We start from the raw sequence: 23,215 nt of genomic DNA, 5'->3' as shown, positions 1-23,215 counted from the left end.
GAAGGAGGATCGTGCCATGATCCTGGTCACGGGGGCGACGGGCTTCGTCGGACGGGAGATCGTGCGGGAGCTGGCGGAGGCAGGTCACCCGGTGCGGGCGCTGGTCCGGTCCGAGGCGACCTCGGGCCCGATCCGGCCCTGGGTGGCGGAGGTCGCCCGCGGCGACGTCACCGACCCGGCGTCCGTGCGGGCGGCGGCACGCGGGTGCCGTGCGGTGGTGCATCTCGTCGCCATCCGGCGGCAGTGGGGAGCACGGACCTTCGAGGCGATCACCGCGCAGGGGGCGGTCCACGCTGTCCAGGCCGCGGTGGACGCCGGGGCCGAGCACTTCGTCCTCATGAGCGCCCTGGGCCTCACGGACAATCCCACGACCGGCTACATGAAGGCGAAGAAGAAGGCCGAGGAGGCGGTGCGCGCCTCCGGAATTCCGTTCACGATCTTCCGGCCCTCGTTCGTCGTCGGACCCGGTGGGTTCGTGGAGGAGTACGCCGGGCTCATCCGGAAGGCGCCCTTCGTCCCGATCCCGGGCACGGGGCGGTACCCCGTCCAGCCGGTCGACCGCCGCGACGTGGCCCGGGCCTTCCGGCGAGCCCTCGAGGTCCCCGCGGCTCGCGGCCGGACCTACGACCTGGCGGGGCCCGAGCGCGTGAGCTTCGAGGACTTCATCGCGGAGATCATGGCCGCCATGGGCATCCGCAAGGGCCGGCTGCACGTGCCGCTGGCGGTCATGCGGCCGGTCGCCGCCGTGCTCGAGCGGCTGACCCCGAACCCGCCGGCCACCACCGACGAGATCGCCATGCTCGAAGCTGGCAACGTGGGCGACCCCGGCCCCGCCGAGCGGGACCTGGGCGTCACCCCGCGCCCCCTCCGGGAAGCGGTGCAGGGCGCCGTGGAGGGGCTCCGGCGGGAGGGCCGCCTCTAGGGCCCGCGGCGCCCCGGAGGCAGCCTGAGGAAGCCTTTCCGCTACGCCCCCGGACGGCCGAAGCCGTACAGCATGACGAACACGAGCGGCCCCGTGACCGAGACGTACAGCCACATCGGGTAGGTCCACCGGGCCAGCCGGCGGTGGCGGGCCAGGTCACCCCGGAGCGCCCACCACAGGGTCAGCACGACGAGCGGCGCGGCGATGATCGCCAGGAACATGTGGCTCCCGAGAAGCGCCAGGTACGCGACCCGCAGGGGCCCCGGCCCCTGGAAGGGCGTGGTGCCGTAAAGCCCGGTGCGGATCACGTACAGGATCAGGAAGACCCCCTGCAGGACGGCGGCGGCCAGCATCCGGCGCATGTGCCGGTCCCGATCCCCACGGCGGATGAACCGGAGGCCGGCGACCATCAGCACGGCGCTCGTCGCGTTCAGCAGCGCGTTGGCCCCGGCAAGGAGGGCCACGGGGTTCTGCAGCATGCGTTCTTTTTTCGACCACCCGGTTTCCGAACTCCTGCTGCCCCGGGCCGCCCCCTGTTCGGCGGGACCGATACGGGAGGTGCGCGCGTGTGCGCGGCCTGCGCGTGCTCTACGACGGGTGGTGCCCGACGTGCTCCCGCGCGGCGGCATGGATCCGCCGGCTCGACTGGCTCGGCCTCGTCGAGGTGGTGTCGCTGCGCGAGCCCGGCATCGCCGAGGCGATGGGACTGGACCCGGCGCGGGTCCGCCGCCGGCTCCACGCCGTGCCGGCGGAGGGCGGCCGGCCGTACGAGGGGATGAGCGCCCTCGTCCAGGTCGCCCTGCGGCTGCCGCTCCTTTGGCCGGCCGCTCCTTTCCTCTGGATCCTGTCCCGCACCACGCCGGGCCGCCGGCTTTACGATCGGGTCGCAGTGGGACGCCGGATCCGGCCACCTGGAGGCTGACGCGGGTGCCCGACGAGGCGGGGCCACCCCGAAGTACGCACACTTTACCAAGCGAACCGGTGGGGGTGTTCGGCGCCGTGGCCGGGTCATGGCTCCCGCTGCAAATCGCCACGTGCTGGAGGATGCGTGCAGGCGTGGGCTTCGACACGACCTTGACCGGGGAGAACCCCAGCCGCATGCGGGGGGCGGGCATCATGCGGGCAACCTGCCAGTCTCGCTGAAGCATCTCGTTTCCCCGACCCCCGCGAAGTAGAACCGCTCCCGCTCGAGCCTGTGCCCGTGTCCCGCCTCCCATGGGCGGCCCTCACGACGATTCCCCGGCCCCGGTCCGCCGCCACTCCAGGTAGGAGTAGACGACCGGTACGACGACCATCACGGCGACGGCCGCCCCGAAGACGGCCGCACGAGGCCTCGGGGGGAGGAGGGCCGCCGACAGGATGCCCACCGCTCCGCCCAGGACCCAGATCGGGGCGGCGAGGCGGTGGGTGCGCTGCCAGACCGCCTCGCTGGCCAGCGTCCACGGAGTCCGGATCCCGATGAACCAGTTGTGGCGCACGCGGCCGAGCACGTTTCCCAGGATGAGGAACAAGAGCCCGACGGCCCCGATCACGGCGCGGCCCGAATCGAGGCGGTGACCAAGCGCCACCAGGAGCCCCACCGCGTGCAGCCCGAGGGCGGTCAGGACCAGCACCCAGCGGATGGCCCGGACCGTGCCGGCGAACAGGGGGTAGTTCGCCCGGCTCGGGTCGATCAGCGGCAGCACGAGGAGCCCGAGGTACACCGCCGCGCCGACGAGGGGGTGGATCACCGCGCCCCAGGGTGGAGCCAGGAAGCCGTCGGGCTCGCCGCGCGCGTTCCAGTGGATGGGGACCGGTCCGCTCAGATTCGGCGCCACGACCATCCCGACCACGAGCCCCACCGCCAGCAGCAGGAGGAGCAGCCAGTCGCCGCGAAGCTGCTCACGCACGTCATACCGGCGCGGCGTCACCGTCACCGGAACCCCCTCCCCGTTCGGTGAACTGGACGAGCCAGGTGAGGACGTCCTGGAAGACCGTCGTGTTCAGGCTGTAGACGATGTTCTGGCCCCGGCGCACGTCGAGGACCAGACCCGCCTGCTTGAGCACACCGAGGTGATGGGAGATGCTCGGCTTCGAGATGGCGAAGTGGCCGGCAATCTCCCCGGCGGTCATGTCACCCCGGCGCAGGAGGCGCAGGATCTCCCGCCGGGTGGGGTCGGCAATGGCCCGGAACACCTCGTTGAGCGGCCCCATCCCGTGCACCACCTCGGCGATTGTATAATTAGCTATCTGTCTAACTGTCCGCGCCCAGTATAGGTCCCGACGCGGCGCACGTCAAGGGGTTGCCACTCCACGTGCCACTCCATGTGCGTTGCCACTCCACGGCCGCCCTCCGGCGCCGCCCGCGCCGCCCCGACCCGTGCTAGTGCGGTTCCGCTACGAAGAACGAGCGTCCCCACCGTGGTACGTAGTGCAGTACAGCACCCACAAGCCGCCGGCCAGCGGCTCCCGATTTGCACAGCAGGAGCCCGGACAGGCAACGAAGCGGGCCGAAGGAGGCGTTCGCACGACACCATGGGGACGCATGACTGACGTTCTGTGAACTCTACGAGGGCGAACACCCCCGACGGAGGGCCCAGTAGTGCAGAAGAGGATCCGCTAGACTTTTCTTCGCGGATCCTCTTCTGCACATCGACCTCGGGACTCGCCTTCGCTCACAGCATGCCTGGCGCGTGCCGACCGCTCACGGCGGACGGCTGCGGACTGCCTACGGGATCCGCCACCCACGCGGAACCGGGCGCCACCGACATGGCTTGTACCACCCCGCCTTCGTCAGCCACGTACTTTCGTGTTACCATCATTGAGACAGACTAGCTGGCAGAGAGGAGCGAGCCGACCCGTGCCGGAGACCACCGTCGCCTTCCTGGGGCTGGGCCAGATGGGCCTGCCCATGGCTCTGAACCTGCAGCGCAAGGGCTTTTCCGTCACCGGGTGGAACCGGACTCCCGAGAAGGGCCAGCCGCTGGTGGAGGCCGGCGGGCGATTGGCCGGCACTCCCCGGGAAGCCGTTCGCGGGGCCGATTTCATCGTGACCATGCTGGGCGACCCGGCCGCGGTCCGGCAGGTCGCCCTGGGGACGGACGGCTTCCTCGCCGCCTGCCGGAGTGGCGCCGTGTGGATCGACGCCTCGACCATCGGCCCGTCGGCGGCCCGGGAGATGGCGGAGGCGGCTGCAAGAGCCCGCGTGGAGTACCTGGACGCCCCGGTCCTGGGCAGCGTGAAGCCCGCGACCGACGGTACGCTCACGTTCCTGGTGGGCGGGAACCCGGAGGCGCTCACCCGGGCGCGACCGGTTCTCGACGCCATGGGCCAGAGCGTGCACCACTTCGGTGCCGCGGGACAGGGGGCCGCGGCCAAGATCGTGGCGAACATGCTCACCGGCACCCTCGTCGCCGCGCTGGGCGAGGCGCTGGCGCTGGCCGACGGGCTCGGCCTCGAGCGGGACGCGATCGTTCGGATGCTCATGGAAGGTCCGGCAGGCGCTCCCATCGTCCGGATGAAGGCCCCGCTCATGCAGTCGGGGGACTTCCCGCCCGCCTTTCAGCTCCGCTGGATGGAGAAGGACCTGGGTCTGGCCCTCCTGGAGGCCCACCGGCTGGGGACGGCGCTCCCCGCGGCGGCTGCGGCGCACGGGGCGTACGCAGCGGCCCGTGCCGCCGGCCTCGGCGATCAGGACTTCGCAGCGATCGCAGCGTTCACGCGCTCGGTAGCGCGTGGCCCCGCCGGCCCGGAGCGGGCCTAGGCGGAGCACCGGCGCTGCACCGATACCCACGGGAGGGGATTTGCCATGCCATCGGCCCCCGAGACCCTCGAGGGATGGTACGCCCTGCACGACCTGCGGAAGGTCGACTGGGAGGCGTGGAAGCGCCTCTCCCCCGGCCAGCGGGACGATGCCGTGAAGGAAGCCGTTGCCTTCTTCACATCCTGCCAGAAGGTGGAGGACAGCCCGGAAGGCAGCAGCGCCATCTACAGCGTGCTCGGCCACAAGGGCGACCTCCTGATCCTCCACTTCCGCCCGACTCTCCGGGACCTGCGGGACCTTGAGCTGGCCTTCGACAAGACCCGGCTGGCGGGCGTCACCCGCCAGACGACCTCCTTCGTCTCGGTGGTCGAGCTGAGCCGGCACGGGGAAGGCGCCCGCGGCGGGGAGACGGCAAGCCCGGAAACACAGGCGTACCTGCAGCGCCGCCTGAAGCCCCGGATCCCGGACACCTCGCACATCTGCTTCTACCCGATGAACAAGAAGCGCGAAGGCGAGGACAACTGGTTCATGCTCCCGCCGGAGCGGCGGGCCGAGCTCATGGCCGCACACGGGGCCACCGGGCGGAAGTACGCGGGTCTGGTGACGCAGGTGATCACCGGGGCGATGGGGCTCGACGACTGGGAATGGGGCGTCACGCTCTTCGCGGACGATCCGCTGCAGTTCAAGAAGCTCGTCTACGAGATGCGGTTCGACGAGGTGAGCGCCCGCTACGCCGTCTTCGGCCCGTTCTACGTGGGCCTGCGCCTCCAACCGGAGGACCTGCCGGAGTACCTCGGCGTCTAGACGCCCGGCGCCACGGTCCCGCCCCTCGGAGCTTCCGGGGGGCGCCTGTTTTTTCTTCGCCGCTGACATGGCCAGCAGGGAATTGCCACGTCGGGAACGAATGCTCATATTATGAGAAAGCATTTATCACAGAGTGATAAAGACAGTCTCGCGTCGCTCGAGCGCGGGCTGCAGATCCTGTTCGCCCTCGAACGATTCCCGGAAGGGCTGACCGCGGCGGAGATCGCTGCGGAGGCCGGAATCCCGGCCTCCACCGTCTACCGGTACCTGCGGAAGCTCTCCGCCTGGGGCCTCGTGACGTCGACGCCGGGCTCGAGCCGGTACTGGCTCGGCAACCGCCTGCTCTCCCTGGCCGGGAAGGTTCCGGCGGAAAGGGAGCTCGTGGCGGTGGCTCGCCCGCACATGACCGCCCTCAGCCGGCGGCTGGAGGAAACGGTCCTTCTCACCCAGGTGAGCGGCCACGAGGCGATCTGTCTGGAGCGGGTGGAAAGCCGGCAAGTGGTGCGCCTCTCCTTCGATCGGGGGGTCGTGCTGCCGCTCCACGCAGGCGCCTCGGCCCGGGTGCTGATGGCCTACCTGGAGCCGGAGGAGGTCGACGCCGTCATCCGCTCCGTGGGGCTGCCGCGCTACACCGAGAACACGATCACCGACCCGGACCGCCTGAAGGCCGTCTTGCAGGAGGTTCGCGAGAGGGGCTACGCCATCAGCGACGAGGAGATGGACCGGGGCGTCCGGTCGATCTCGATGCCCGTCCGGGACCCGGAGGGACGGGTGGTGGCGGGGATGTGCGTCGTGGGCCCCCGGTTCCGCCTGGGCGACGAACGGGTGCCCGAGATCCTGAGCGCCCTCCGCGAGGCGACGGACGCGGTCACCCGGGACCTGGCCCAGCGGCGCGCCGGCCCGGTCGCCCCGCGGCCGGACGGCCCGCCCGCACGGGAACGAGCGACGGGCACCGATCGGCCGCTCTGAGCCGTTTGCGGTGACCCGCAGCCAAGGGAGGCGGAGATCATGGCAGTGGCACGGACCGTCCGGGCACCCCGTGGCTCAACCCTGACCTGCCGGGGCTGGCAGCAGGAGGCGGCCATGCGGATGCTCATGAACAACCTGGACCCGGAGGTGGCCGAGAAGCCGGATCAGCTCATCGTGTACGGCGGTGCCGGCAAGGCGGCCCGGAACTGGGAGGCCTTCGAGAAGATCGTCGAGACTCTGAAGGTCCTGCGGGACGACGAGACCCTGCTGGTCCAGTCCGGCAAGCCCGTCGCGGTGTTCGAGACCCACGAGAAGGCGCCGCGGGTGCTGATCGCCAACTCGCTCCTGGTCCCGAAGTGGGCGACGTGGGAGCACTTCTGGGAGCTGGAAGGCAAGGGCCTCATCATGTTCGGCCAGATGACGGCCGGGTCCTGGATCTACATCGGTTCGCAGGGGATCATCCAGGGCACCTACGAGACCCTCGCCTCCCTCGCCCGGAAGCACTTCGGCGGCTCGCTCGCCGGCCGGGTCGTCCTCACCGGTGGCCTCGGCGGCATGGGGGGCGCCCAACCGCTCGCCATCACGATGAACGGCGGCGTGGGGCTCATCATCGAGGTCGACGAGCGGCGCATCCGCCGCCGGGTCGACACGGGCTTCTGCGACCGCTGGACGGCCGACCTCGAGGAAGCCCTCCGGTGGGTCGATGAGGCGAAGCGCAAGAAGGAGCCCCTTTCTGTCGCCCTGCTGGGCAACTGCGCCGAGGTGGAACCCGAACTGGTGCGCCGGGGCTGGATCCCCGACGTGGTGACCGACCAGACCTCGGCCCATGACGCGCTGAACGGCTACGTGCCCGCCGGTCTCACCGTGGCCGAGGCCGAGGCGCTCCGGGCGAGGGACCCGAAGGACTACGTGAAGCGGGCCATGGCGAGCATGGCCGTGCACTGCCGGGCGATGGTCGACTTCCAGAAGGCCGGGGCCGTGGTCTTCGACTACGGCAACAACCTGCGGGGCCAGGCGAAGGAGGCCGGCTTCGAGGAGGCGTTCGCCTATCCGGGCTTCGTGCCGGCCTACATCCGGCCGCTCTTCGAGGAGGGCAAGGGCCCCTTCCGCTGGGCGGCGCTCTCCGGCGATCCCGAGGACATCCACAAGACCGACCAGGTCATCCTGAAGGAGTTCGGCGACCAGAACGAGGGCCTCGCCCGGTGGCTGCGCCTGGCCCGGCACAAGGTGCCCTTCCAGGGCCTCCCCGCCCGCATCTGCTGGCTGGGCTACGGCGAGCGGGACCGGGCCGGCCTCCTGTTCAACCACATGGTGAAGACCGGCGAGCTCAGGGCGCCGATCGTCATCGGCCGGGACCACCTGGACGCCGGGTCGGTGGCCTCACCGAACCGGGAGACCGAGGGGATGCTGGACGGCTCCGACGCCGTCGCCGACTGGCCCATCCTCAACGCCCTGATCAACACCGCCGCCGGCGCCTCCTGGGTGTCCGTCCACCACGGCGGCGGGGTCGGGATCGGCTACGCCATCCACGCCGGGCAGGTCGTGGTGGCGGACGGCAGCGAGAACGCCGAGTGGCGTCTCGCCCACGTCCTGCGCACCGACCCCGGCATGGGCGTCGTCCGCCACGCCGACGCCGGCTACGAGCACGCCCGGCAGGTGGCCCGGGAGCGCGGCATCAAGATGCCGTCCCTCGGGATCAACATGTAGGAAGGTGGCCCCGGTGGTCGAGGTCGTCCAGTGTGTCCCCAACTTCAGCGAGGGCCGGCGGCAGGAGGTGGTGGACGCCCTGGTCGCGGCCTGCCGCGGCCCGGGCGTCCGGGAGCAGGTGCTCGAGAACCGGGTCACCGAGGCCTTCCTGGCCGCGACGGGGCAGGCGGGAACGGGCGCCGGGGGCGCCGGCGAGGCGTCCGCCCCCTCCTTCGCCCACATGGCGCTGGGTGCGTTCATCGATGCGCTCGCCGCCGGCACCGCTGCCCCGGGCGGCGGCACCGCCTCGGCCCTCGCCGGGGCGATGGCGGCAGGGCTCATCGCCATGGTCGCCCGCCTGAGCCAAGGGAAGCGCTTCGCGGAGGTCGCCGGAGAGATGGCGCGGGTCGCCCGGGAGGCCGACGTGCGCCGGTCCCGCCTCCTGGACCTGGCGGACGCCGACAGCGCGGCGTTCGACCGGGTCATGGCGGCCTACAAGCTGCCGAAGGACACGGACGCGGAGAAGGCCGCCCGGGCCGCGGCCATCGCCGGCGCCCTCATGGGCGCCGCCCGTGTGCCCCTGGACGTGGCCCGGACGGCCATCGAGCTCGTGCCCCTGGCGGCCGCCGTGGCGGAGCGGGGGAATCCCGCCTCCGCCAGCGACGCTGCGGTGGCCGCCCACCTCATCCAGACGGCGGTGCTGGGAGCGCTCCTCAACGTGGAGATCAACGCCGGCAGCCTGGTCCGGCTCGGCGTCCCGGAGGCCGCCCGGGCCGCGGAGGAATTCCGCGGCGCCGCCGCCGACCTCCGGGGCCGCCTGCAGGGCACCCTCCCGCCCGTCCTGGCGGCTGCCGAGGCGCACATCCGGGGCCCCGAGGCCCCGGCGGGGAGGTGAGGCCAGCGATGGCGCGCCAGCGCGTGGACCTCCTCGTGGGTCCGGCCGCCCAGGTCGCCACTCCGGTGGGAGGAGACGGCCGGCCCCCGGCAGGGCCGGCCCAGGGCCGCCTGAGCCTGATCCCCGGCGGCGCCGTGGCGGTGCGGGGCGGCCGGATCGTGGACGTGGGACCCTACGCGGAGGTGGCCGCCCGGGTCGAGCCGGCAGCCACCCTCGACGCCCGGGGCCGCACGGTGCTGCCCGGCTTCGTGGACCCGCACACCCACCTCTGCTTCGCCGGCTGGCGGGCCGAGGAGTTCGGCCGCCGCCTGGCGGGAGCCACCTACCAGGAGATCCTCGCGGCAGGGGGCGGCATCCTCGACACGGTGCGGCACACCCGCGCCGCCTCCGAGGTGAAGCTTGCCGGCCTCGTCCGGGAGCGCCTCCTGGAGGTCCTCCGCTTCGGCACCACCACGGTGGAGGTCAAGAGCGGCTACGGCCTCACCACCGCCGACGAACTCAAGATGCTGCGGGCGATCCGCCGGGCGGCCGACCCGGGCGACGACCTGGACGGCACCTGGCCCTGCGAGGGGCTCGTGCTGCCCGAGGTGGTCCCGACCTTCCTGGGCGCCCACGCCGTCCCCGCGGAGTTCCGCGGCGACCCGGACGCCTACGTCGACCGGGTCGTGCACGAGATGCTGCCCGCCGTGGCCCGGGAGGGCCTGGCGGAGTACGTCGACGTGTTCTGCGAGGCCGGCGTCTTCGACCTCGACCAGACGCGCCGGGTCGTGCGGGCGGCGCAGGCTCTGGGCCTCCGGGCGCGCCTGCACGCCGACGAGCTGGCGCCCCTGGGCGGCGCCGGCCTGGCGGCCGAGCTCGGCGCCGCCTCGGCCGACCACCTCCTCCGCATCCGGGACGAGGACATCCCGCGCCTCCGCGCGGCCGGGACGGTGGCCACGCTCCTCCCCGGGACGGCCTTGTTCCTGGGGGAGCCTTTCGCGCCCGCCCGCAAGCTCATTGCGGCGGGGGTGCCTGTCGCCCTGGCCAGCGACTACAACCCGGGCACCCAGCCCTCCGGCAACATGGCGCTGGTGATGGCCATCGCCTGCCTCGGGATGGGCCTCACCCCGGCGGAAGCCCTGGTGGCCTCCACCCTGGGCGCGGCCCACGCCCTGGAGCGGGCCGACCGCATCGGCAGCATCGAGCCGGGGAAGCAGGCCGACCTGGTGATCTTGGGCGCCCCGTCCTACGAGCACCTCGCCTACCGCCTGGGTACCGCCCGGGTGGCGGCGGTCCTCAAGGCCGGCAAGATCGCACCGGCGGGCGGGTGGGAACGATGAGCCGTGCGCTCCGGCCCCCTTCCCCGGCCGGCGAGCCGGCTCCGGCTGGCCCCGGCGCTCTCCAGCCGGCCGTCCCCCGCGCCGACCTTCCCTACGTCGGCATCGCGACCTTCGCCCGGGCCCCGCACGTCGCCCCGGACCTTCTCAGGCCCGGCGACGCCCACTTCGCCGTCTTCGGCGTGCCGTTCGACGGCGCGGTCGGATACCGCCCGGGCCAGCGCCTGGCCCCCCGGGCGATCCGGGACCTCTCCACCCGCTACGCCCTGCCCTGGGGCCCCGATAACCCCGGCTACTGGGACATCCAGGACGGACGCTGGTACCTGGCCGGTTGCCGGCTGGTCGACGTTGGTGACGCCGACCCCCTCTACACCGACCTCGAGCACCTCGACCGCAGCGTGGCGGCCGTCATCGCCGCGGTCCTGGCGGCCGGCGCGGTGCCCGTGGTGCTCGGCGGCGACCACTCCGTGACGTACCCGGTCCTGCGCGCGCTCACCCCGATCTTCGAGTCCGGCGGCGTCTGGGCGGGCCGCAGGCTCCACGTGGTGCAGATCGATGCCCACCTGGACTTCACCGACACCGTGGCCGGTTACGCCCGCTCCAACTCGAGCCCCTTCCGCCGGGCGGCCGAGCTTCCGTTCGTCGGCACCATCACGGTCGTGGGCGTGCGCGGGATCCGGACGAACCCGGAGGCGTACGCGGCGGCGGTGGGCCGGGGAAACCGGATCGTCACCATGCGGGAGGTGCGCCGGTCAGGGATCGAGGCCGCGCTGGGTCACCTCCCCCGCGGTGAGCCCCTCTACGTGAGCCTCGACGTCGACGGCCTGGACCCGTCCGTCGCGCCCGGCACGTCGAGCCCGGAGCCGGGCGGCCTCACGTACGAGGAGGTGCGGGCGGTGCTGCAGGCGGTCACGGAGGCCGGACCCCTCGCAGGCCTCGACGTCGTGGAGGTCAATCCGTACCTCGACCCCGGAGGCGTGACCTCGCTCCTGGCCGCCCGGCTCGCCGTGGAGGCGATGGCCCTCGCGTACGGAACCGGTCACTCGCAGGAACCGGAGGCCCGGTAGGGGGCCGCGCGGCGAACCGGGCCGGTCCCCCACGGTCTGTACGCCTGTGGTAGAATAGGGTCAGTTTCCGTCTCCCCGGTCCCGCGCCCCGAAACGGAGCGCGGGACGAACATCTGCAGGCCGGCGAGAGGGGGACCTGGCATGATCCGGGTGAAGCGGGTCTACGATCCTCCCACGCCCGACGACGGCACCCGCTACCTGGTCGACCGCCTTTGGCCGCGCGGGATCCGGAAGGACCACCTGCCGCTGGCGGGCTGGCTGCGTGACGTGGCGCCCTCCGGCGCCCTGCGCCGCTGGTTCGGCCACGACCCGTCCCGGTGGGAGGAGTTCCGCCGGCGCTACTTCGCCGAACTCGACGCCCACCCGCAGGCGTGGGAGTCCCTGCTCGCGGCGGCCCGGGCCGGTGACACCTTGACCCTCCTCTACGGCGCCAGAGATCCGGAACACAACCACGCCGTGGCGCTGAAAGAGTATCTGGAGGCCCGGCTGTAGGGCGCCCGGCCGGCCGCTTTCTGCCGCCGGGCCGGCTGCGTGGGTCCACGCCGTACCGTACCGACCGAAGGAGGCCCCCGTCCGTGCCCTTCCGAGCCGCCAGCCGCATCGAGCGGCTGCCCGCCCAGTTCTTCGCCCGCATCGTGAAGACCGCGCAGGACCTTACCGCCGCCGGCCACGACGTCATCAACCTCGGGCAGGGCAATCCCGACCGACCGACCCCGGCCCACATCGTCGAGCGGCTGCAGGAGGCAGCCCGGGACCCGGCCCTGCACCGGTACATCCCCTTCACGGGCCTGCGGATCCTGAAGGAAGCCGCCGCGACCTGGTACCGCGACCGGTACGGCGTGGAACTCGATCCCGACGGGGAGATCTGCATCCTCATCGGCTCGAAGATCGGGCTGCAGGAGATCAGCCTCGCCCTGCTGGATCCGGACGACGTCTGCCTGGTGCCGGATCCCGGATATCCCGACTACCTCTCGGGGATCGCGCTCGCCGGTGCCCGTCCGCACTCGTTGCCGCTTCGCCGCGAGGCCGGGTTCCTTCCCCGGTTCGACGAGGTCCCTCCGGACATCGCTGCCCGGGCTCGCCTCATGTTCCTCAACTTCCCCGGCAACCCGACCGGCGCGGTGGCCGGCCCGCAGTTCTTCGCCCACGCGGTGGAGTTCGCGGCGCGTTACGGGATCGCCGTGGCGCACGACCTGGCATACGGCGACCTGGTCTACGACGGCCGCAGGCCGGTCAGCTTCCTCCAGACCCCGGGCGCCCGGGAGGTCGGCATCGAGTTCGTCACGCTGTCGAAGTCGTACAACATGGCGGGGTGGCGGATCGGCTTCGCCGCCGGCAACCGGGAGATCATCCGCCTGCTCGAGCTCCTCCAGGACCACCTGCACTGCAGCCAGTTCGGCGCCGTGCAGGTGGCGGCAGCGGGGGCGCTCACGGGGCCGCAGGATTCCGTGTGGGCCCTGCGGGACCTCTACCAGGAGCGCAGGGACACCTGGGTCGCCGCCTGCCGGGCCATCGGGTGGGAGGTCCAGCCCCCGGCCGGAAGCTTCTTCGCCTGGTGCCCCGTCCCGGCCGGGTACACCGCGGAGAGCTTCGCCGACCGCCTGCTGCGGGAAGCCCACGTGGTCGTCGCCCCCGGCACGGGTTTCGGCGCCCACGGCGAGGGCTACGTTCGTGTGGCGCTCACGGTTCCCGGCGACCGCCTGGCCGAGGCCGCCCGGCGGATCGGCCGGCTGGGTTTGTTCCGTTAGGCGCGCCGCCGTCCGTTTCCGTCCAGACCGCGTGAACGGCCAGCCTCCGGTCTGCCGGAGGCTGGCCGCTTCGTGGGCTCCGTGGATGCCGTGCTACCCTGCCAGCGCTGCCGCGATCGCCTTGTACACGAAGAATCCGTAGAACACCGCGAGCAACAGCAGCAGGAGCTGGTTGACCCAGTTCGGCCGGAGCTCCCGGGGGAGAAGGGTGCTGTTGAGCCACAGGACCATGAGGCCCCCGATGACGAACACCAGACCGGCCGCGTTCGAAACCAGCAGGACCAGCCCGAGTGGGGTGCCGACGACGAACAGGTAGGCCATCCAGAGCGTCACGACCGCCAGGATCACGTAGTAAATGAGGCGGATGTCCTGCCGGGCGAGCCGCCGGAAGGCCGGCCCCAGGTTCCACAGGAGGTCCGTCAGGTGCCGGACGGCCGCGTCCGTGGCGTTGAGCTGCGTCCCCCACAGGACCCAGAAACCGATCAACAGCACCCAGTACCAGCCGAACGTGCCCAGGTGCTGCGCCACTGCCTCCGCCTGCCGCGCGGCCACCGCCCAGCCGCCCACCTTCGTGCCCGGGGCGATGAGCCCTGCCGCCAGCAGGACGGAGAAGTACATCCCCAGCATGCACCCGATGAAGTACAGCGTCCACTGCTCCCAGCGGGCGTAACGCATCCACTCCCAGAATCGCCGCAGATTCTCCTCCGTGAGCCGGAATACCTTTCCGGTTTCCGACACCTCGATCCTGCGCCCGCCGATCAGCGAGGGGATGTAACCGACCTGGCTGCCCATCCCCCAGCCGCGATCACGCATCCAGTTGGAGGTCGCCATGTTGAAGATGCCGCCCGTCGCGGCGTAAGCGGCAAACCCACCGAGCAGGATCCAGTCGACCCCCTGCCCGCCCTTGGCCGCAGGGAGGAATCCAAAGTTGAAGAATCCTGCCGCGATCTTTCCCCACCACTCAAAGGGGACGAGCCACAGGTCGAAGATCAGGAGACTGGCAAAGATGAAGACGATGGCAACCGTCGACACGCGTGCCAGCGTACGCTCGACGCGCTGGCCAAACGACACGACGGCCATCACGAGGACCATGGCGACGATGCCGAGCGCGATCACCCACGCCTTGTCCGCCTGCTCGGGCATCCGCCCCAGGGCCATGGCGGCGAGGGCCGTGGCGGAGGCGAGCGCCCAGCCGGGACCGATGGAGACGACGGTGAGCAGGATCCACAGCGGCCCCCACAGCCAGCGTCCGGGGGGCAAGCGCATGAGCCCCACCATCACGGGTTCTCCCGTGTACAACGTGTACCGCTGGGTTTCCAGGTTGAAGACGGTCTGCAGGATGGTGGCGATGGTCACGATCCAGAGGAGCTGTGGGCCGTACTGGATCACGGCCGCCGGACCCAGCAGCCACTCGCCGCTGCCGATCGAAACGCTCACCAGGATGGCACCGACGCCGAGCATCTTGACGAAGTTACGCAAATTGAATGGCGGCGGTGCCGGCAGTTCTGCGAGGTCCATCGGCGGACCCAGACCCATGCGAACGCTCTCATTGCCCAACTCCTGCGTTGCGGTGCGAGCCATGGCCAGCCTCCTCTCTTTGAGCCTGAGTGCGGGTGCGGGTGCTTCCCTGGACCCTCTTTCGCTCCTCCTCTCGGTCTAGTGCATCTATTAGTCCTCTTACGACCTCCACGGGGAGATTCCTTTCAATAATTCGGACAACGATTCAGACTCCATGAGACGGGTGCGTTCCTATGTCCGTGCCCACCGCGCACTCCGTTACCCGGCCCGCCGGCGGCGCCCCGCCCCTCCCCGGATGACGCGCAGGCGCGGGCGCCGCCCACGCTCGCGCCACTGCCACAACGCGCCGAGCAGCGCCCCGGCCGCCGCCGTGGCCACGTGCCACGCCGTCAGGAACCCCAGCACGTTCGCCGAGTCCGAGAAGAAGCGGATGGCCCCGGACGCGTCCACCAGGTGACGGTGGACGGCCAGGACCACCAGTGCGCTGACCTCGAAGAAGGGCATCCCTGCGGCGAAGCCGAGAGCCAGCCCGAGCAAGACGGGACGGGCGCAGCGGCGGGGCGGTCTCCCCCTCATCGCACCACCAGCACGGCCTCCATCCCCAGTTCCCGGTGGCCCGGCACCGAGCACCAGACGGGGGTGCCGGCAGTGGGGCGGTCGGCCGTGAACACGACGGCTGCCTTCTCGCCGCGCCGGACCAGCACGGTCTTCTGGTTGTAGGGCTCACCGATGACGAGGTCGTGGGGCAGGGGTTCATCGTTCGCCGCGACGAGGGCCACCCGGCTCCCCAGGGGGACCTCGATCCGCGCGGGCTCGATCGCCCAGCGGGCGTCCTTCCCCGCCGGCTGCCGGAAGTGCACCTCCACCACGACGTCGGCCCCGGCCACGGCCTGCTCGACCGCCGGGTGCGCGGGGCTGCCGGCCGGTGCCGCCGCGCCGGACCGCGAGCATCCGGCCAGGAGCAGCGGGAGGACAGCCAGGACCAGGGCGGTGAGACGGCTACGGCTGCACATCGGCGACCATCGCCAGGAAGAGGAAGGCCAGGTACAGGATGGAGTAGCCGAAGACCCGGTGCGCCCAGCGCTGGGCGGGGAGCCGCTCCCGCAGAAGGGCGATGGAGGCGGAGATGAGCCAGGCCCCGAGGAGCGCCGCCACCCAGAGGTAGAACGGCCCCACCACGCCGGTCCAGTACAGGAGGAGCGAGGCCGGCACCACGAGCAGCGTGTAGATGAGGATCTGCCACTTCGTGTGGTTCTCGCCCCGCACCACGGGCAGCATGGGGACGCCGGCGCGGCGGTAGTCGTCGTTGCGGAAGAGCGCCAGGGCCCAGAAGTGGGGCGGGGTCCAGAGGAATACGACCAGGAACATCAGCAGGGCGGCCAGCCCCACGGTCCCGGTCACCGCCGCCCAGCCCACGAGGGGCGGCACGGCCCCGGCGGCGCCGCCGATAACAATGTTCTGGGCCGTCGAGCGCTTGAGCCACATCGTGTAGACCAGCACGTAGAAGAGGTAACCGGACAGGGCAAGCGCTGCGGCCAGGAGATTGACGCCGAAGGCGAGGACCAGGACACCAATCATGCCCGCGGCGAGCCCGAAGACCAGCGCCCCGGTGGGGGGGATCCGGCCGGCGGGAAGCGGCCGGGAACGGGTCCGGGTCATGACGGCGTCGATGTCCCGGTCCCACCACATGTTCACCGCGTTGGCGCCGCCGCAGGTGAGGGAGAGGCCGGCGAGCGTGAGAAGCGTGAGCCGCAGGGGAGGCGCTCCCCGCGCGGCCAGCCACATCGCCGCGTAGCCGGTGATGAGGAGGAGCAGCACGATCCGGGGCTTCATCAGGCGGATGTAGTCGAGGGCCACCACGCCGGGGCGGCGCCGCTCCGACTCGGTCGGGCGCTCCTCCAGGTCCAGCGGAACGGTCCCGGCGGGAGCCAGTCGGTAGCCGGCGGTGGTCAGCGCCACCAGGGTGGCGAGAAGGCCCGCCGCCACCGCCAGGTGAGTCACGGTCAGCGCCGGCGGCAAGGCCTGCCGTACGGCGGCACCCCCGAGGAGCACCTGGATGAACACGAGTCCGGCGGCGGCCCCGGCAGGAACCACGAGCGCCAGGACGTTGGCTGCGTGCCGGACCACCTGGTACGCCGCGTACAGCACCAGCACCCCTGCGACCAGCGCCGCCACCCGGTGACCGAAGTGCAGCATGACGGCCCAGCCGCCCTCCGGGATCAGCCGCCCGCCGCAAAGCGGCCAGTCGGTGCACGCCAGGCCGGCCCCGGCGGACTTCATGTAGCTGCCCACCACCATGGTCGTGTAGACGGCGAGCGCCGCCACGAGGGTCGCCACCCACACGGGCCGCCGGGCGGAGGTCTGGCGCTCTCCGGTGGCCGTCCCGGCCGAGACGGCCATCACGATCCAGACGGACAGGAAGGCGCTCGCCACCCCCAGATGGGAGGAGACGATGGCGGGCGGTAGGGTGTAGAGGACGGTCAGGCCCCCGAGGACGATCTGCACCGCCAGGAGGAACAGGGCCAGCAGGCTGCCCCGCACCCAGGGGCCTCTCGGGCCGGGGCTGCGGAACGCCGCCACGGTGGTCGCCACCGCCAGGGCGGTCACGACCGTCGCCCCGAGCCGGTGGCCGTACTCGAGCAGGACGAGGCCGTCCAGCGGCGGGATGACCCGTCCGTGGCAGAGAGGCCAGTCGGGGCAGGCAAGGCCGGCGCCGTACGCCTTGACAGCGCCTCCCAGGACGATCAGGAGGTATGTCGCGATCACCGTTGCCCAGGCCAACCGACGGAATGTCTGAGAGGGCATGCGGGGAGGAGGCCCTCCTTTCCCTGCGCCGCGCAGGCGTCGCCGTTTGTATTGGACGTGGCCTGGCGTGGTTCCTGCACAATCGTGTTTCGTAAGTTCCTCCCGCCCGTTCTGCTCTTTGCTGCCCCCGCCTCACATCGGCATGTGACTGAGCAGCATGAGGGACACGGCCACCAGCACCCCCAGGCCGAGGCCGCCTGCGAACACCCGCCGGTACAGGGGGCGGTCGAAGCGGAGGTGCATGTAGAAGAGGGCCACGAGGGCGAACTTGATCGCCGACAGCGCCAGGAGGATGGGCACCATCATCCCGGCGAGGCCGTGCACGTATAGCACCGCAAACTCCATGAGGGTGACGACGGTGAGCACCAGGGCGATGGCGACGTAGGTGGCGGTCGTCGGGTGCGCCATGGACCTGCCGATACCTCCTTCCCCGGGGTTCCGTCCGGACGGGTCGTCAGCGAGCGAACTCCAGCAGGTAGACCACGGTGAAGATCACGATCCAGACGACGTCGACAAAGTGCCAGTAGAGGCCGGCGACCTCCACGGCAGTTGCCTTGTCGCGGGTGATGCCGCCCCGTAGCGCGTGGAGCAGCAGCGTGACGAGCCAGATCACCCCGATCGCCACGTGGGCCCCGTGGAAGCCCGTCAGGGTGTAGAAGCTGGCGCCGAAGACGTTCGTGCGCAGCGTGAGCCCTTCGTGGACGAACTCGGTGAACTCGTAGGCCTGGAACCCCAGGAAGACGAGCCCGAGGAACGCAGTGACCGCCAGCCACCGCTTCATGGCCGCCACGTCCCCGTGCTGGATGGCGGCGACGGCGAGCACCATGGTGAGGCTGCTCGTCAGCAGCACGAAGCTACTGACGGTGGTGAGGGGGATGTTGAACACGTCCTGCGGGAAGGGACCGGTCAGGCTCCTTCCGTGCAGGGCGAGGTACGTGCCCACGAGGGAGGCGAAGAAGAGGCACTCGGAGGCGAGGAACAGCCAGAACCCGAACTTGACGTTCTCCAGGGGCGCCGGCGCCCGGTGGGGCGTCACCGCCTCGCGCAGGGGCCGGGCTGCGCTCCCGATCGTCATGCGACGTCCTCCTCCAGCTCCAGCAGGTAACCGCTGTCATCCTCGAAGATCCACCCGAAGATCCCGAAAGCGAGGATGGCCAGCCCGATCAGCGCCACGAGAAGCGACCGGAAGATGCCACCGTACGACGCCACGGTAAGACCCAGGGCCACGACCGCCGGCATGTAGGATGGCGATGGCATGTGGATGGCATGGCCGTGGCCGCCTTTGCCGTGGCCACCGCCTGCATGTCCGTGCTCCTCCTCGGGTGCGGGCTGCATCGTTCCGCCTCCAGACCGCTTCTCCAGCCAGAACGCGTCCCGGCCCCGGACCAGCGGCAGGCGGGCGAAGTTGTAGACCGGGGGCGGGGAAGGGATCGACCACTCCAGGGTCCGGCCGTCCCACGGGTCGGCTCCGGCGGGCTGGCCCCGGACCAGGCTCGTCACCAGGTTGTAGGCCAGGAGGAGGATCCCGGTGCCCATCACGAACGCGCCGGCGGTCGCCACCGCGTTCCACACGCTCAGGCCCAGCTCCGGGGCATACGTGTAGATCCGCCGCGGCATGCCCAGGACCCCGAGGATGTGGAACGGGAAGAAGATGAGGTTGAAGCCGATGAACACGAGCCAGAAGCTCCGACGGCCGAGGCGCTCGTCCAGGAGCCGCCCGGTGATCTTGGGCCACCAGTAGCACAGGCCGGCCAGGAGGGAGAACAGCACGCCGCCGATGGCCACGTAGTGGAAGTGGCCCACCACCCAGTACGTGTCCTGGAGCTGCGGGTTGAGCGCCGAGGTGGCGTTGACGATGCCGCTCAGCCCGCCGATGGTGAAGACCACCAGGAAACCCACCGCGTAGTGCAGGGCCGTGGTGAAGCGCAGGTCACCGCCCCACATGGTGGCGATCCAGTTGAACATCAGGATCCCCGTCGGGACCGAGATGGCCTTCGTGGTGATGGCGAACAGGGTGTTCACCCACGGCCCGAGTCCGACCGTGAACATGTGGTGCACCCACACCAGGAAGCTGAGGCCGGAGATGGCCGTGAGAGCGATCACCATGGAGGTGTACCCGAAGAACGGCTTGCGGGAGAAGGTCGGGATGACCTCCGAGATGATGCCGTAGGCCGGTAGCGCCAGGATGTACACCTCGGGGTGGCCGAAGATCCAGAAGAGGTGCTGCCACAGCACGACGTCGCCGCCCGCGGAGGGCACGAAGAACCCGGTGCCGAACCAGCGGTCGAACATGAGGAGGATCATGCCGGCGGTGAACGGCGGCAGGGCGAACAGGATGATCGCCGACGTGAACAGGGTCGCCCAGGCGAAGGGCGGCATGTCCATGAGCCGCATGCCGGGGGCGCGCAGGTTGAGGATGGTAACGATGAAGTTGATGGCGGAGACGAGCGTCCCGATGCCGGAAACCTGCAGCCCCAGCAGGTAGAAGTCGATTCCACGACCCGGGCTGAACTGGGGGCCGCTGAGGTTGGCGTAGTTGAACCACCCGGCGGCCGGCGCCCCGCCCAGGAACCAGCTGGAGTTGAGGATGATGCCGCCCGCCAGGAAGAGCCAGTAGCTCAGCGCGTTCATCCGGGGGAAGGCGACGTCCCGTGCGCCGATCAAGATCGGCATCATGTAGTTGAAGAACCCGGCGATCAGGGGCATCGCGGCGAGGAAGATCATCGTGGTCCCGTGCATGGTGAGGACCTGGTTGTACGTCTGCGCGCTCAGAACCCCACCGCCGGGCCGGGCGAGCTGGAGCCGGATCAGGAGCGCTTCGACAGCGCCCATCAGGAAGAAGGCGAACCCGGTCGCCAGGTACAGGATGCCGATGCGCTTGTGGTCGACGGTGGTCAGCCAGCTCCACAGCCCGGTCTCTTCACGGGGTTTGCGGAGCGTGCCGACGAGCTTCTCGGCACCTACCGCCACATCTCGCCACCTCTCTCCGGATGGAAATTAAATGTATACGCTATCCATTCAATCGTTGCCTTTTATTTGAGTCCCCTGAGGTAGGCGACCAAAGCTTCAATTTCCTCTTTCTTGAGGTTCAAGTTTGGCATCAGCGCGCCGGGCTTGACAGCCGGCGGGTTCTGGAGCCAGCGGGCCAGGTTCTCGTCCGTGTTCTGCAGCATCCCGGCGGCGATGGTGGTCCTGCTCCCTACCCCGGTGAGGTTGGGCCCCACCTTGCCCTTGGCGGGTGTGCCGTCGACCGTGTGGCACGCGGCGCACGTCTGCTGGAACTTCGCCTGGCCGCGCGCCGCCAGGTCACTCTGGGGCTGGGTGACGGGATTCTGCCGCGTCCGGACCCAGGCCTCGAACTCCGCCGCCGTCTGGGCGATCACCCGGAGCCGCATGTTGGCGTGCGAAGTGCCGCACAGCTCAGCGCACTGGCCCAGGTACGTACCGGGTTCGTCGGCCTGGAGCCAGAGCTTGTTCTGCCGCCCCGGAACCGCGTCCATCTTGCCGCCGAGGCGGGGTACCCAGAAGCTGTGGAGCACGTCGGCCGACGTGATCGTGAGCTGCACCGGCTGCCCCGTCGGGATGTGAAGCTCGTTGGCGGTGACGATGCCGAGGTCCGGGTACTCGAACTCCCACCACCACTGGTGGCCCACGACCCGGACCTGGAGCACGTCCTGACCCGGCGGAGGGGCGGCCAGCGCGAACTCGTCCTTGATGGGCTCGACGGCCAGGGGGATGAGCACCAGCACCGCAGCCAGGGTCCAACCGATCTCGAGGCGTCGGTTGCCGTCGACCTGCGGCGGCAGGCCGCCCGCCGACCCGCGGCGCCGGAACCGGAACACGGCGTAGAGGATGAGGAAGGCCATGACCACCCCGATCCCGGTCACCATGGCGACGTCAAACGTGAAGAGCCGGTACTGGGCGCGGGCCACGGGTCCTGCCGGGTCCAGGATCGACTGCGGCGCACGCGCGCAGCCTGCCACGAGCAGGGCCCCCACCAGAGCCGCCAGGAGTCGCCTGGGGCGAGATCGTCCCATCGAACCACCCCCGTAGTCCTTTCGGGCAGGTCATCTGTGATCTAGAGTAAGCGAAAGTATCCTAAATGGCAATCTGGGCCCTCAAAACGGCCGTGTCAAGCTTCGGTAGGTGACCCGACAAGGCCCGAATTTTTTGGTTCGTTATGCACTCCGCGGCAGCGCCCTCACAAGCTCACGTAGCACGTACTTGACCCACGGCGAGCCGGCAGCTGGTCCGCTGAGCGCCGGCAGGTTCACCCGCAGCCATGCCTCCGGATCATTCAGTTCCCCGGGCTGCACCCGAATCGCCGTCGAGCCGGTTGCCTGGCGCAACACCTCCGACTGCATCGGCCAGGCCTGCCGCCCCATCACCGCCAATTCCCCGTTCGCCCGGGCCGCCAGCAGCCGCACCAGATGGTCCGCTCCCCTGTCACTCCACTGCGCTCCATGGCGCTTCATCCGTCGGGCGACATGGTGGAACACCTGCCCCTCAATGGTGCCCAAACTGTCTGCGGCCCCGGAACGGCAGATGCCGTCCCAGTTCTCCTGCAGGTACTTCCGCAGCCCTGCCACACGCTTGCGCTGCGCCCCACGACTGGCCCGCTCGGCCGTCGCCAGCACCTGCTCCACCTGGCTCCAGTCCTTGACCTTCAGGGCCTCCACCGCCTTCCGGTAGGCCTCCTCGTCATGCGACAGACCCTCCAGCAGCGCCCGGCGGAGGTGGAACGGGTCCAGCTGGTACCTCGCTCCGGCAAACGTCCCCGCCCACTGCTTCACCCACGGGGCACCGTCGCCGCCCACCACCACGTCCTGTACCGCACTCAGATCCCACTTGCTGCCGAAATCCGCATACGTCTGCTCCGAGAAGACCTCCGCACTGGCCAAGCCTGCGGTCACCCGGCGCTCTACCAGTTGCCACCGGTTTTGCCCGACTTGCTCTTTGCCCTCATAGCCGACCGCCAGCTTCAGCCCCAGGTGCCTGTGGGCTCCCCGGGGACCACGGCCTTGGACCACCACCTCGTCCACCTCAATCCGCAACCGCTCGGTCCGCCGCTGCCCCGCCGGCACCTCGCCACGGTCGAACACTGCACGGCGCTGCGCTTCGGCTTGCTCCACCCGTACAGCGCCCACCTCCTGGACCTCACGCCAGACGCTCATCGCTCGGACATCCATGCCCCCCAGCGTGAGCTTCGCCAGCACCGCCGCCGCCCGGTGGTACGGCATCTCCGCGGCCATCGCCACCGCCAGTTCTGTGGCCCACGGCGACAGCCGCTGGCGGGCTGTCCACCCCAGCGCCTCGTCCAGCAGGAAATGGCCTTCCCCGCTCTGACGGTCCCGGTAGTACCGCCGCCGCACCTGCACCTTCCCAAACGGCGTCACGATCGTCCGCGGCTTGCTGTGCACCAACTCATATCGCGCCGCGTCCCGCCGGCGCATCAGCTCGTCGTCCAGCCGGTGCAACGCCAGCACCAGCGCCCGTCGCGCCACCTCCTGCACCAGCCGGAAGATCCCCTTCTCCAGTTCCATGAAGTCGTGGCGGGTCCGCAGCAACTCCGAGATCCCATGCACCAGCAGCAGGATTAGGTCCATGATCTCACGAACTAGCCACATCGAGACCTCACCCATTACCAGGCCTTGTCGGGATGGTTGCTACCGCAACCTACCAGGTGAGGTCTCATTCTTTGTTGTCCCCACCATCTCCTCCCGAAATGTTATCCGGCCCCTCA

At 70.5% G+C, this 23,215-nt stretch carries 23 protein-coding genes; 11 read left to right on the top strand and 12 right to left on the bottom strand.

All coding sequences use genetic code 11. The features are described 5' to 3' along the window. Positions 1–16: 16 nt before the first annotated feature. The gene (locus tag caldi_RS00335) at positions 17–922 is read left to right on the top strand and encodes an SDR family oxidoreductase (protein ID WP_264843093.1); all 906 of its coding nucleotides are present in this window, start codon (positions 17–19) and stop codon (positions 920–922) included. A gap of 41 nt (positions 923–963) precedes the next feature. Here caldi_RS00335 and caldi_RS00330 read toward each other — a convergent pair whose 3' ends face one another. Then, on the bottom strand, positions 964–1,401 hold the full coding sequence (locus caldi_RS00330) for a DUF420 domain-containing protein (RefSeq protein ID WP_264843092.1): 438 nt from the start codon (positions 1,399–1,401) through the stop codon (positions 964–966). Positions 1,402–1,490: 89 nt separating this feature from the next. On the opposite strand from caldi_RS00330, the gene caldi_RS00325 reads away from it, so the two are divergent. Continuing rightward, complete coding sequence (locus tag caldi_RS00325; RefSeq protein ID WP_264843091.1) at positions 1,491–1,844, top strand: thiol-disulfide oxidoreductase DCC family protein; 354 nt, start codon at positions 1,491–1,493, stop codon at positions 1,842–1,844. Positions 1,845–2,148: 304 nt separating this feature from the next. On the opposite strand, the gene caldi_RS00320 is transcribed toward caldi_RS00325, so the two are convergent. Then, on the bottom strand, positions 2,149–2,838 hold the full coding sequence (locus tag caldi_RS00320; protein ID WP_264843090.1) for an SdpI family protein: 690 nt from the start codon (positions 2,836–2,838) through the stop codon (positions 2,149–2,151). Continuing rightward, entirely contained in the window at positions 2,813–3,115 is a 303-nt protein-coding gene (locus tag caldi_RS00315) for an autorepressor SdpR family transcription factor (RefSeq protein ID WP_264843089.1), read from the bottom strand. The genes caldi_RS00320 and caldi_RS00315 overlap by 26 nt, the downstream gene beginning before the upstream one ends. Positions 3,116–3,710: 595 nt before the next feature. Between caldi_RS00315 and caldi_RS00310 the strand changes: the two genes are divergently transcribed. From caldi_RS00310 to caldi_RS00270, 9 genes are all read left to right on the top strand, one after another. After that, positions 3,711–4,664 (top strand): NAD(P)-dependent oxidoreductase, encoded by a 954-nt coding sequence (locus caldi_RS00310; RefSeq protein ID WP_264843088.1) that lies wholly within the window; start codon positions 3,711–3,713, stop codon positions 4,662–4,664. 45 nt (positions 4,665–4,709) lie between these two features. Then, positions 4,710–5,468 (top strand): hydrogen peroxide-dependent heme synthase, encoded by a 759-nt coding sequence (hemQ, locus tag caldi_RS00305; RefSeq protein ID WP_264843087.1) that lies wholly within the window; start codon positions 4,710–4,712, stop codon positions 5,466–5,468. A gap of 111 nt (positions 5,469–5,579) precedes the next feature. Continuing rightward, entirely contained in the window at positions 5,580–6,437 is an 858-nt protein-coding gene (locus caldi_RS00300) for an IclR family transcriptional regulator (RefSeq protein ID WP_264843086.1), read from the top strand. Between the two features lie 39 nt (positions 6,438–6,476). Beyond that, positions 6,477–8,144 carry a urocanate hydratase gene (hutU, locus tag caldi_RS00295; protein WP_264843085.1) on the top strand — a complete coding sequence of 556 codons (1,668 nt, stop codon included), beginning with the start codon at positions 6,477–6,479 and terminating at the stop codon, positions 8,142–8,144. A 13-nt stretch (positions 8,145–8,157) separates the two neighbouring features. Next, positions 8,158–9,018, top strand: a complete 861-nt coding sequence (locus tag caldi_RS00290; RefSeq protein WP_264843084.1) for a cyclodeaminase/cyclohydrolase family protein — start codon at positions 8,158–8,160, stop codon at positions 9,016–9,018. An 8-nt stretch (positions 9,019–9,026) separates the two neighbouring features. Beyond that, positions 9,027–10,337, top strand: coding sequence for an imidazolonepropionase (hutI, locus tag caldi_RS00285; protein ID WP_264843083.1), 1,311 nt, complete (start codon positions 9,027–9,029; stop codon positions 10,335–10,337). Next, a complete protein-coding gene (locus caldi_RS00280) occupies positions 10,334–11,401 on the top strand; it encodes an arginase family protein (protein ID WP_264843082.1) in 1,068 nt (355 codons plus the stop codon). Before hutI ends, caldi_RS00280 begins: the two co-directional genes overlap by 4 nt. A gap of 141 nt (positions 11,402–11,542) precedes the next feature. Beyond that, positions 11,543–11,893, top strand: a complete 351-nt coding sequence (locus caldi_RS00275; RefSeq protein ID WP_264843081.1) for a DUF488 domain-containing protein — start codon at positions 11,543–11,545, stop codon at positions 11,891–11,893. Between the two features lie 83 nt (positions 11,894–11,976). Beyond that, positions 11,977–13,149, top strand: coding sequence for an aminotransferase class I/II-fold pyridoxal phosphate-dependent enzyme (locus caldi_RS00270; RefSeq protein ID WP_264843080.1), 1,173 nt, complete (start codon positions 11,977–11,979; stop codon positions 13,147–13,149). 93 nt (positions 13,150–13,242) lie between these two features. Here caldi_RS00270 and caldi_RS00265 read toward each other — a convergent pair whose 3' ends face one another. The 9 genes from caldi_RS00265 to caldi_RS00225 form a co-directional block, all read right to left on the bottom strand. After that, positions 13,243–14,730, bottom strand: a complete 1,488-nt coding sequence (locus caldi_RS00265) for an Nramp family divalent metal transporter (RefSeq protein ID WP_264843079.1) — start codon at positions 14,728–14,730, stop codon at positions 13,243–13,245. A 195-nt stretch (positions 14,731–14,925) separates the two neighbouring features. Then, positions 14,926–15,243, bottom strand: coding sequence for a hypothetical protein (locus caldi_RS00260; protein ID WP_264843078.1), 318 nt, complete (start codon positions 15,241–15,243; stop codon positions 14,926–14,928). Next, positions 15,240–15,680 carry a cupredoxin domain-containing protein gene (locus caldi_RS00255; protein ID WP_264843077.1) on the bottom strand — a complete coding sequence of 147 codons (441 nt, stop codon included), beginning with the start codon at positions 15,678–15,680 and terminating at the stop codon, positions 15,240–15,242. Before caldi_RS00255 ends, caldi_RS00260 begins: the two co-directional genes overlap by 4 nt. Next, positions 15,667–17,433, bottom strand: a complete 1,767-nt coding sequence (locus caldi_RS00250) for a heme o synthase (protein ID WP_406568097.1) — start codon at positions 17,431–17,433, stop codon at positions 15,667–15,669. The genes caldi_RS00255 and caldi_RS00250 overlap by 14 nt, the downstream gene beginning before the upstream one ends. A gap of 171 nt (positions 17,434–17,604) precedes the next feature. Further along, positions 17,605–17,880, bottom strand: a complete 276-nt coding sequence (locus caldi_RS00245) for a cytochrome C oxidase subunit IV family protein (protein WP_264843075.1) — start codon at positions 17,878–17,880, stop codon at positions 17,605–17,607. A gap of 46 nt (positions 17,881–17,926) precedes the next feature. Further along, a complete protein-coding gene (locus tag caldi_RS00240) occupies positions 17,927–18,547 on the bottom strand; it encodes a cytochrome c oxidase subunit 3 (RefSeq protein ID WP_264843074.1) in 621 nt (206 codons plus the stop codon). Further along, positions 18,544–20,442 carry a cytochrome c oxidase subunit I gene (gene ctaD / locus caldi_RS00235; protein WP_264843073.1) on the bottom strand — a complete coding sequence of 633 codons (1,899 nt, stop codon included), beginning with the start codon at positions 20,440–20,442 and terminating at the stop codon, positions 18,544–18,546. The genes caldi_RS00240 and ctaD overlap by 4 nt, the downstream gene beginning before the upstream one ends. A gap of 62 nt (positions 20,443–20,504) precedes the next feature. After that, complete coding sequence (gene coxB / locus caldi_RS00230) at positions 20,505–21,509, bottom strand: cytochrome c oxidase subunit II (protein ID WP_264843072.1); 1,005 nt, start codon at positions 21,507–21,509, stop codon at positions 20,505–20,507. A 141-nt stretch (positions 21,510–21,650) separates the two neighbouring features. Beyond that, positions 21,651–23,114 (bottom strand): ISLre2 family transposase, encoded by a 1,464-nt coding sequence (locus caldi_RS00225; protein ID WP_264841566.1) that lies wholly within the window; start codon positions 23,112–23,114, stop codon positions 21,651–21,653. Positions 23,115–23,215 lie beyond the last annotated feature (101 nt).

This window comes from Caldinitratiruptor microaerophilus (assembly GCF_025999835.1).
GTDB classification, from domain to species: Bacteria; Bacillota; Sulfobacillia; order Symbiobacteriales; family ZC4RG38; genus Caldinitratiruptor; species Caldinitratiruptor microaerophilus.
Note: the sequence above shows the minus strand (reverse complement) of the source record. Positions and strands in the feature narration are given on the sequence as shown.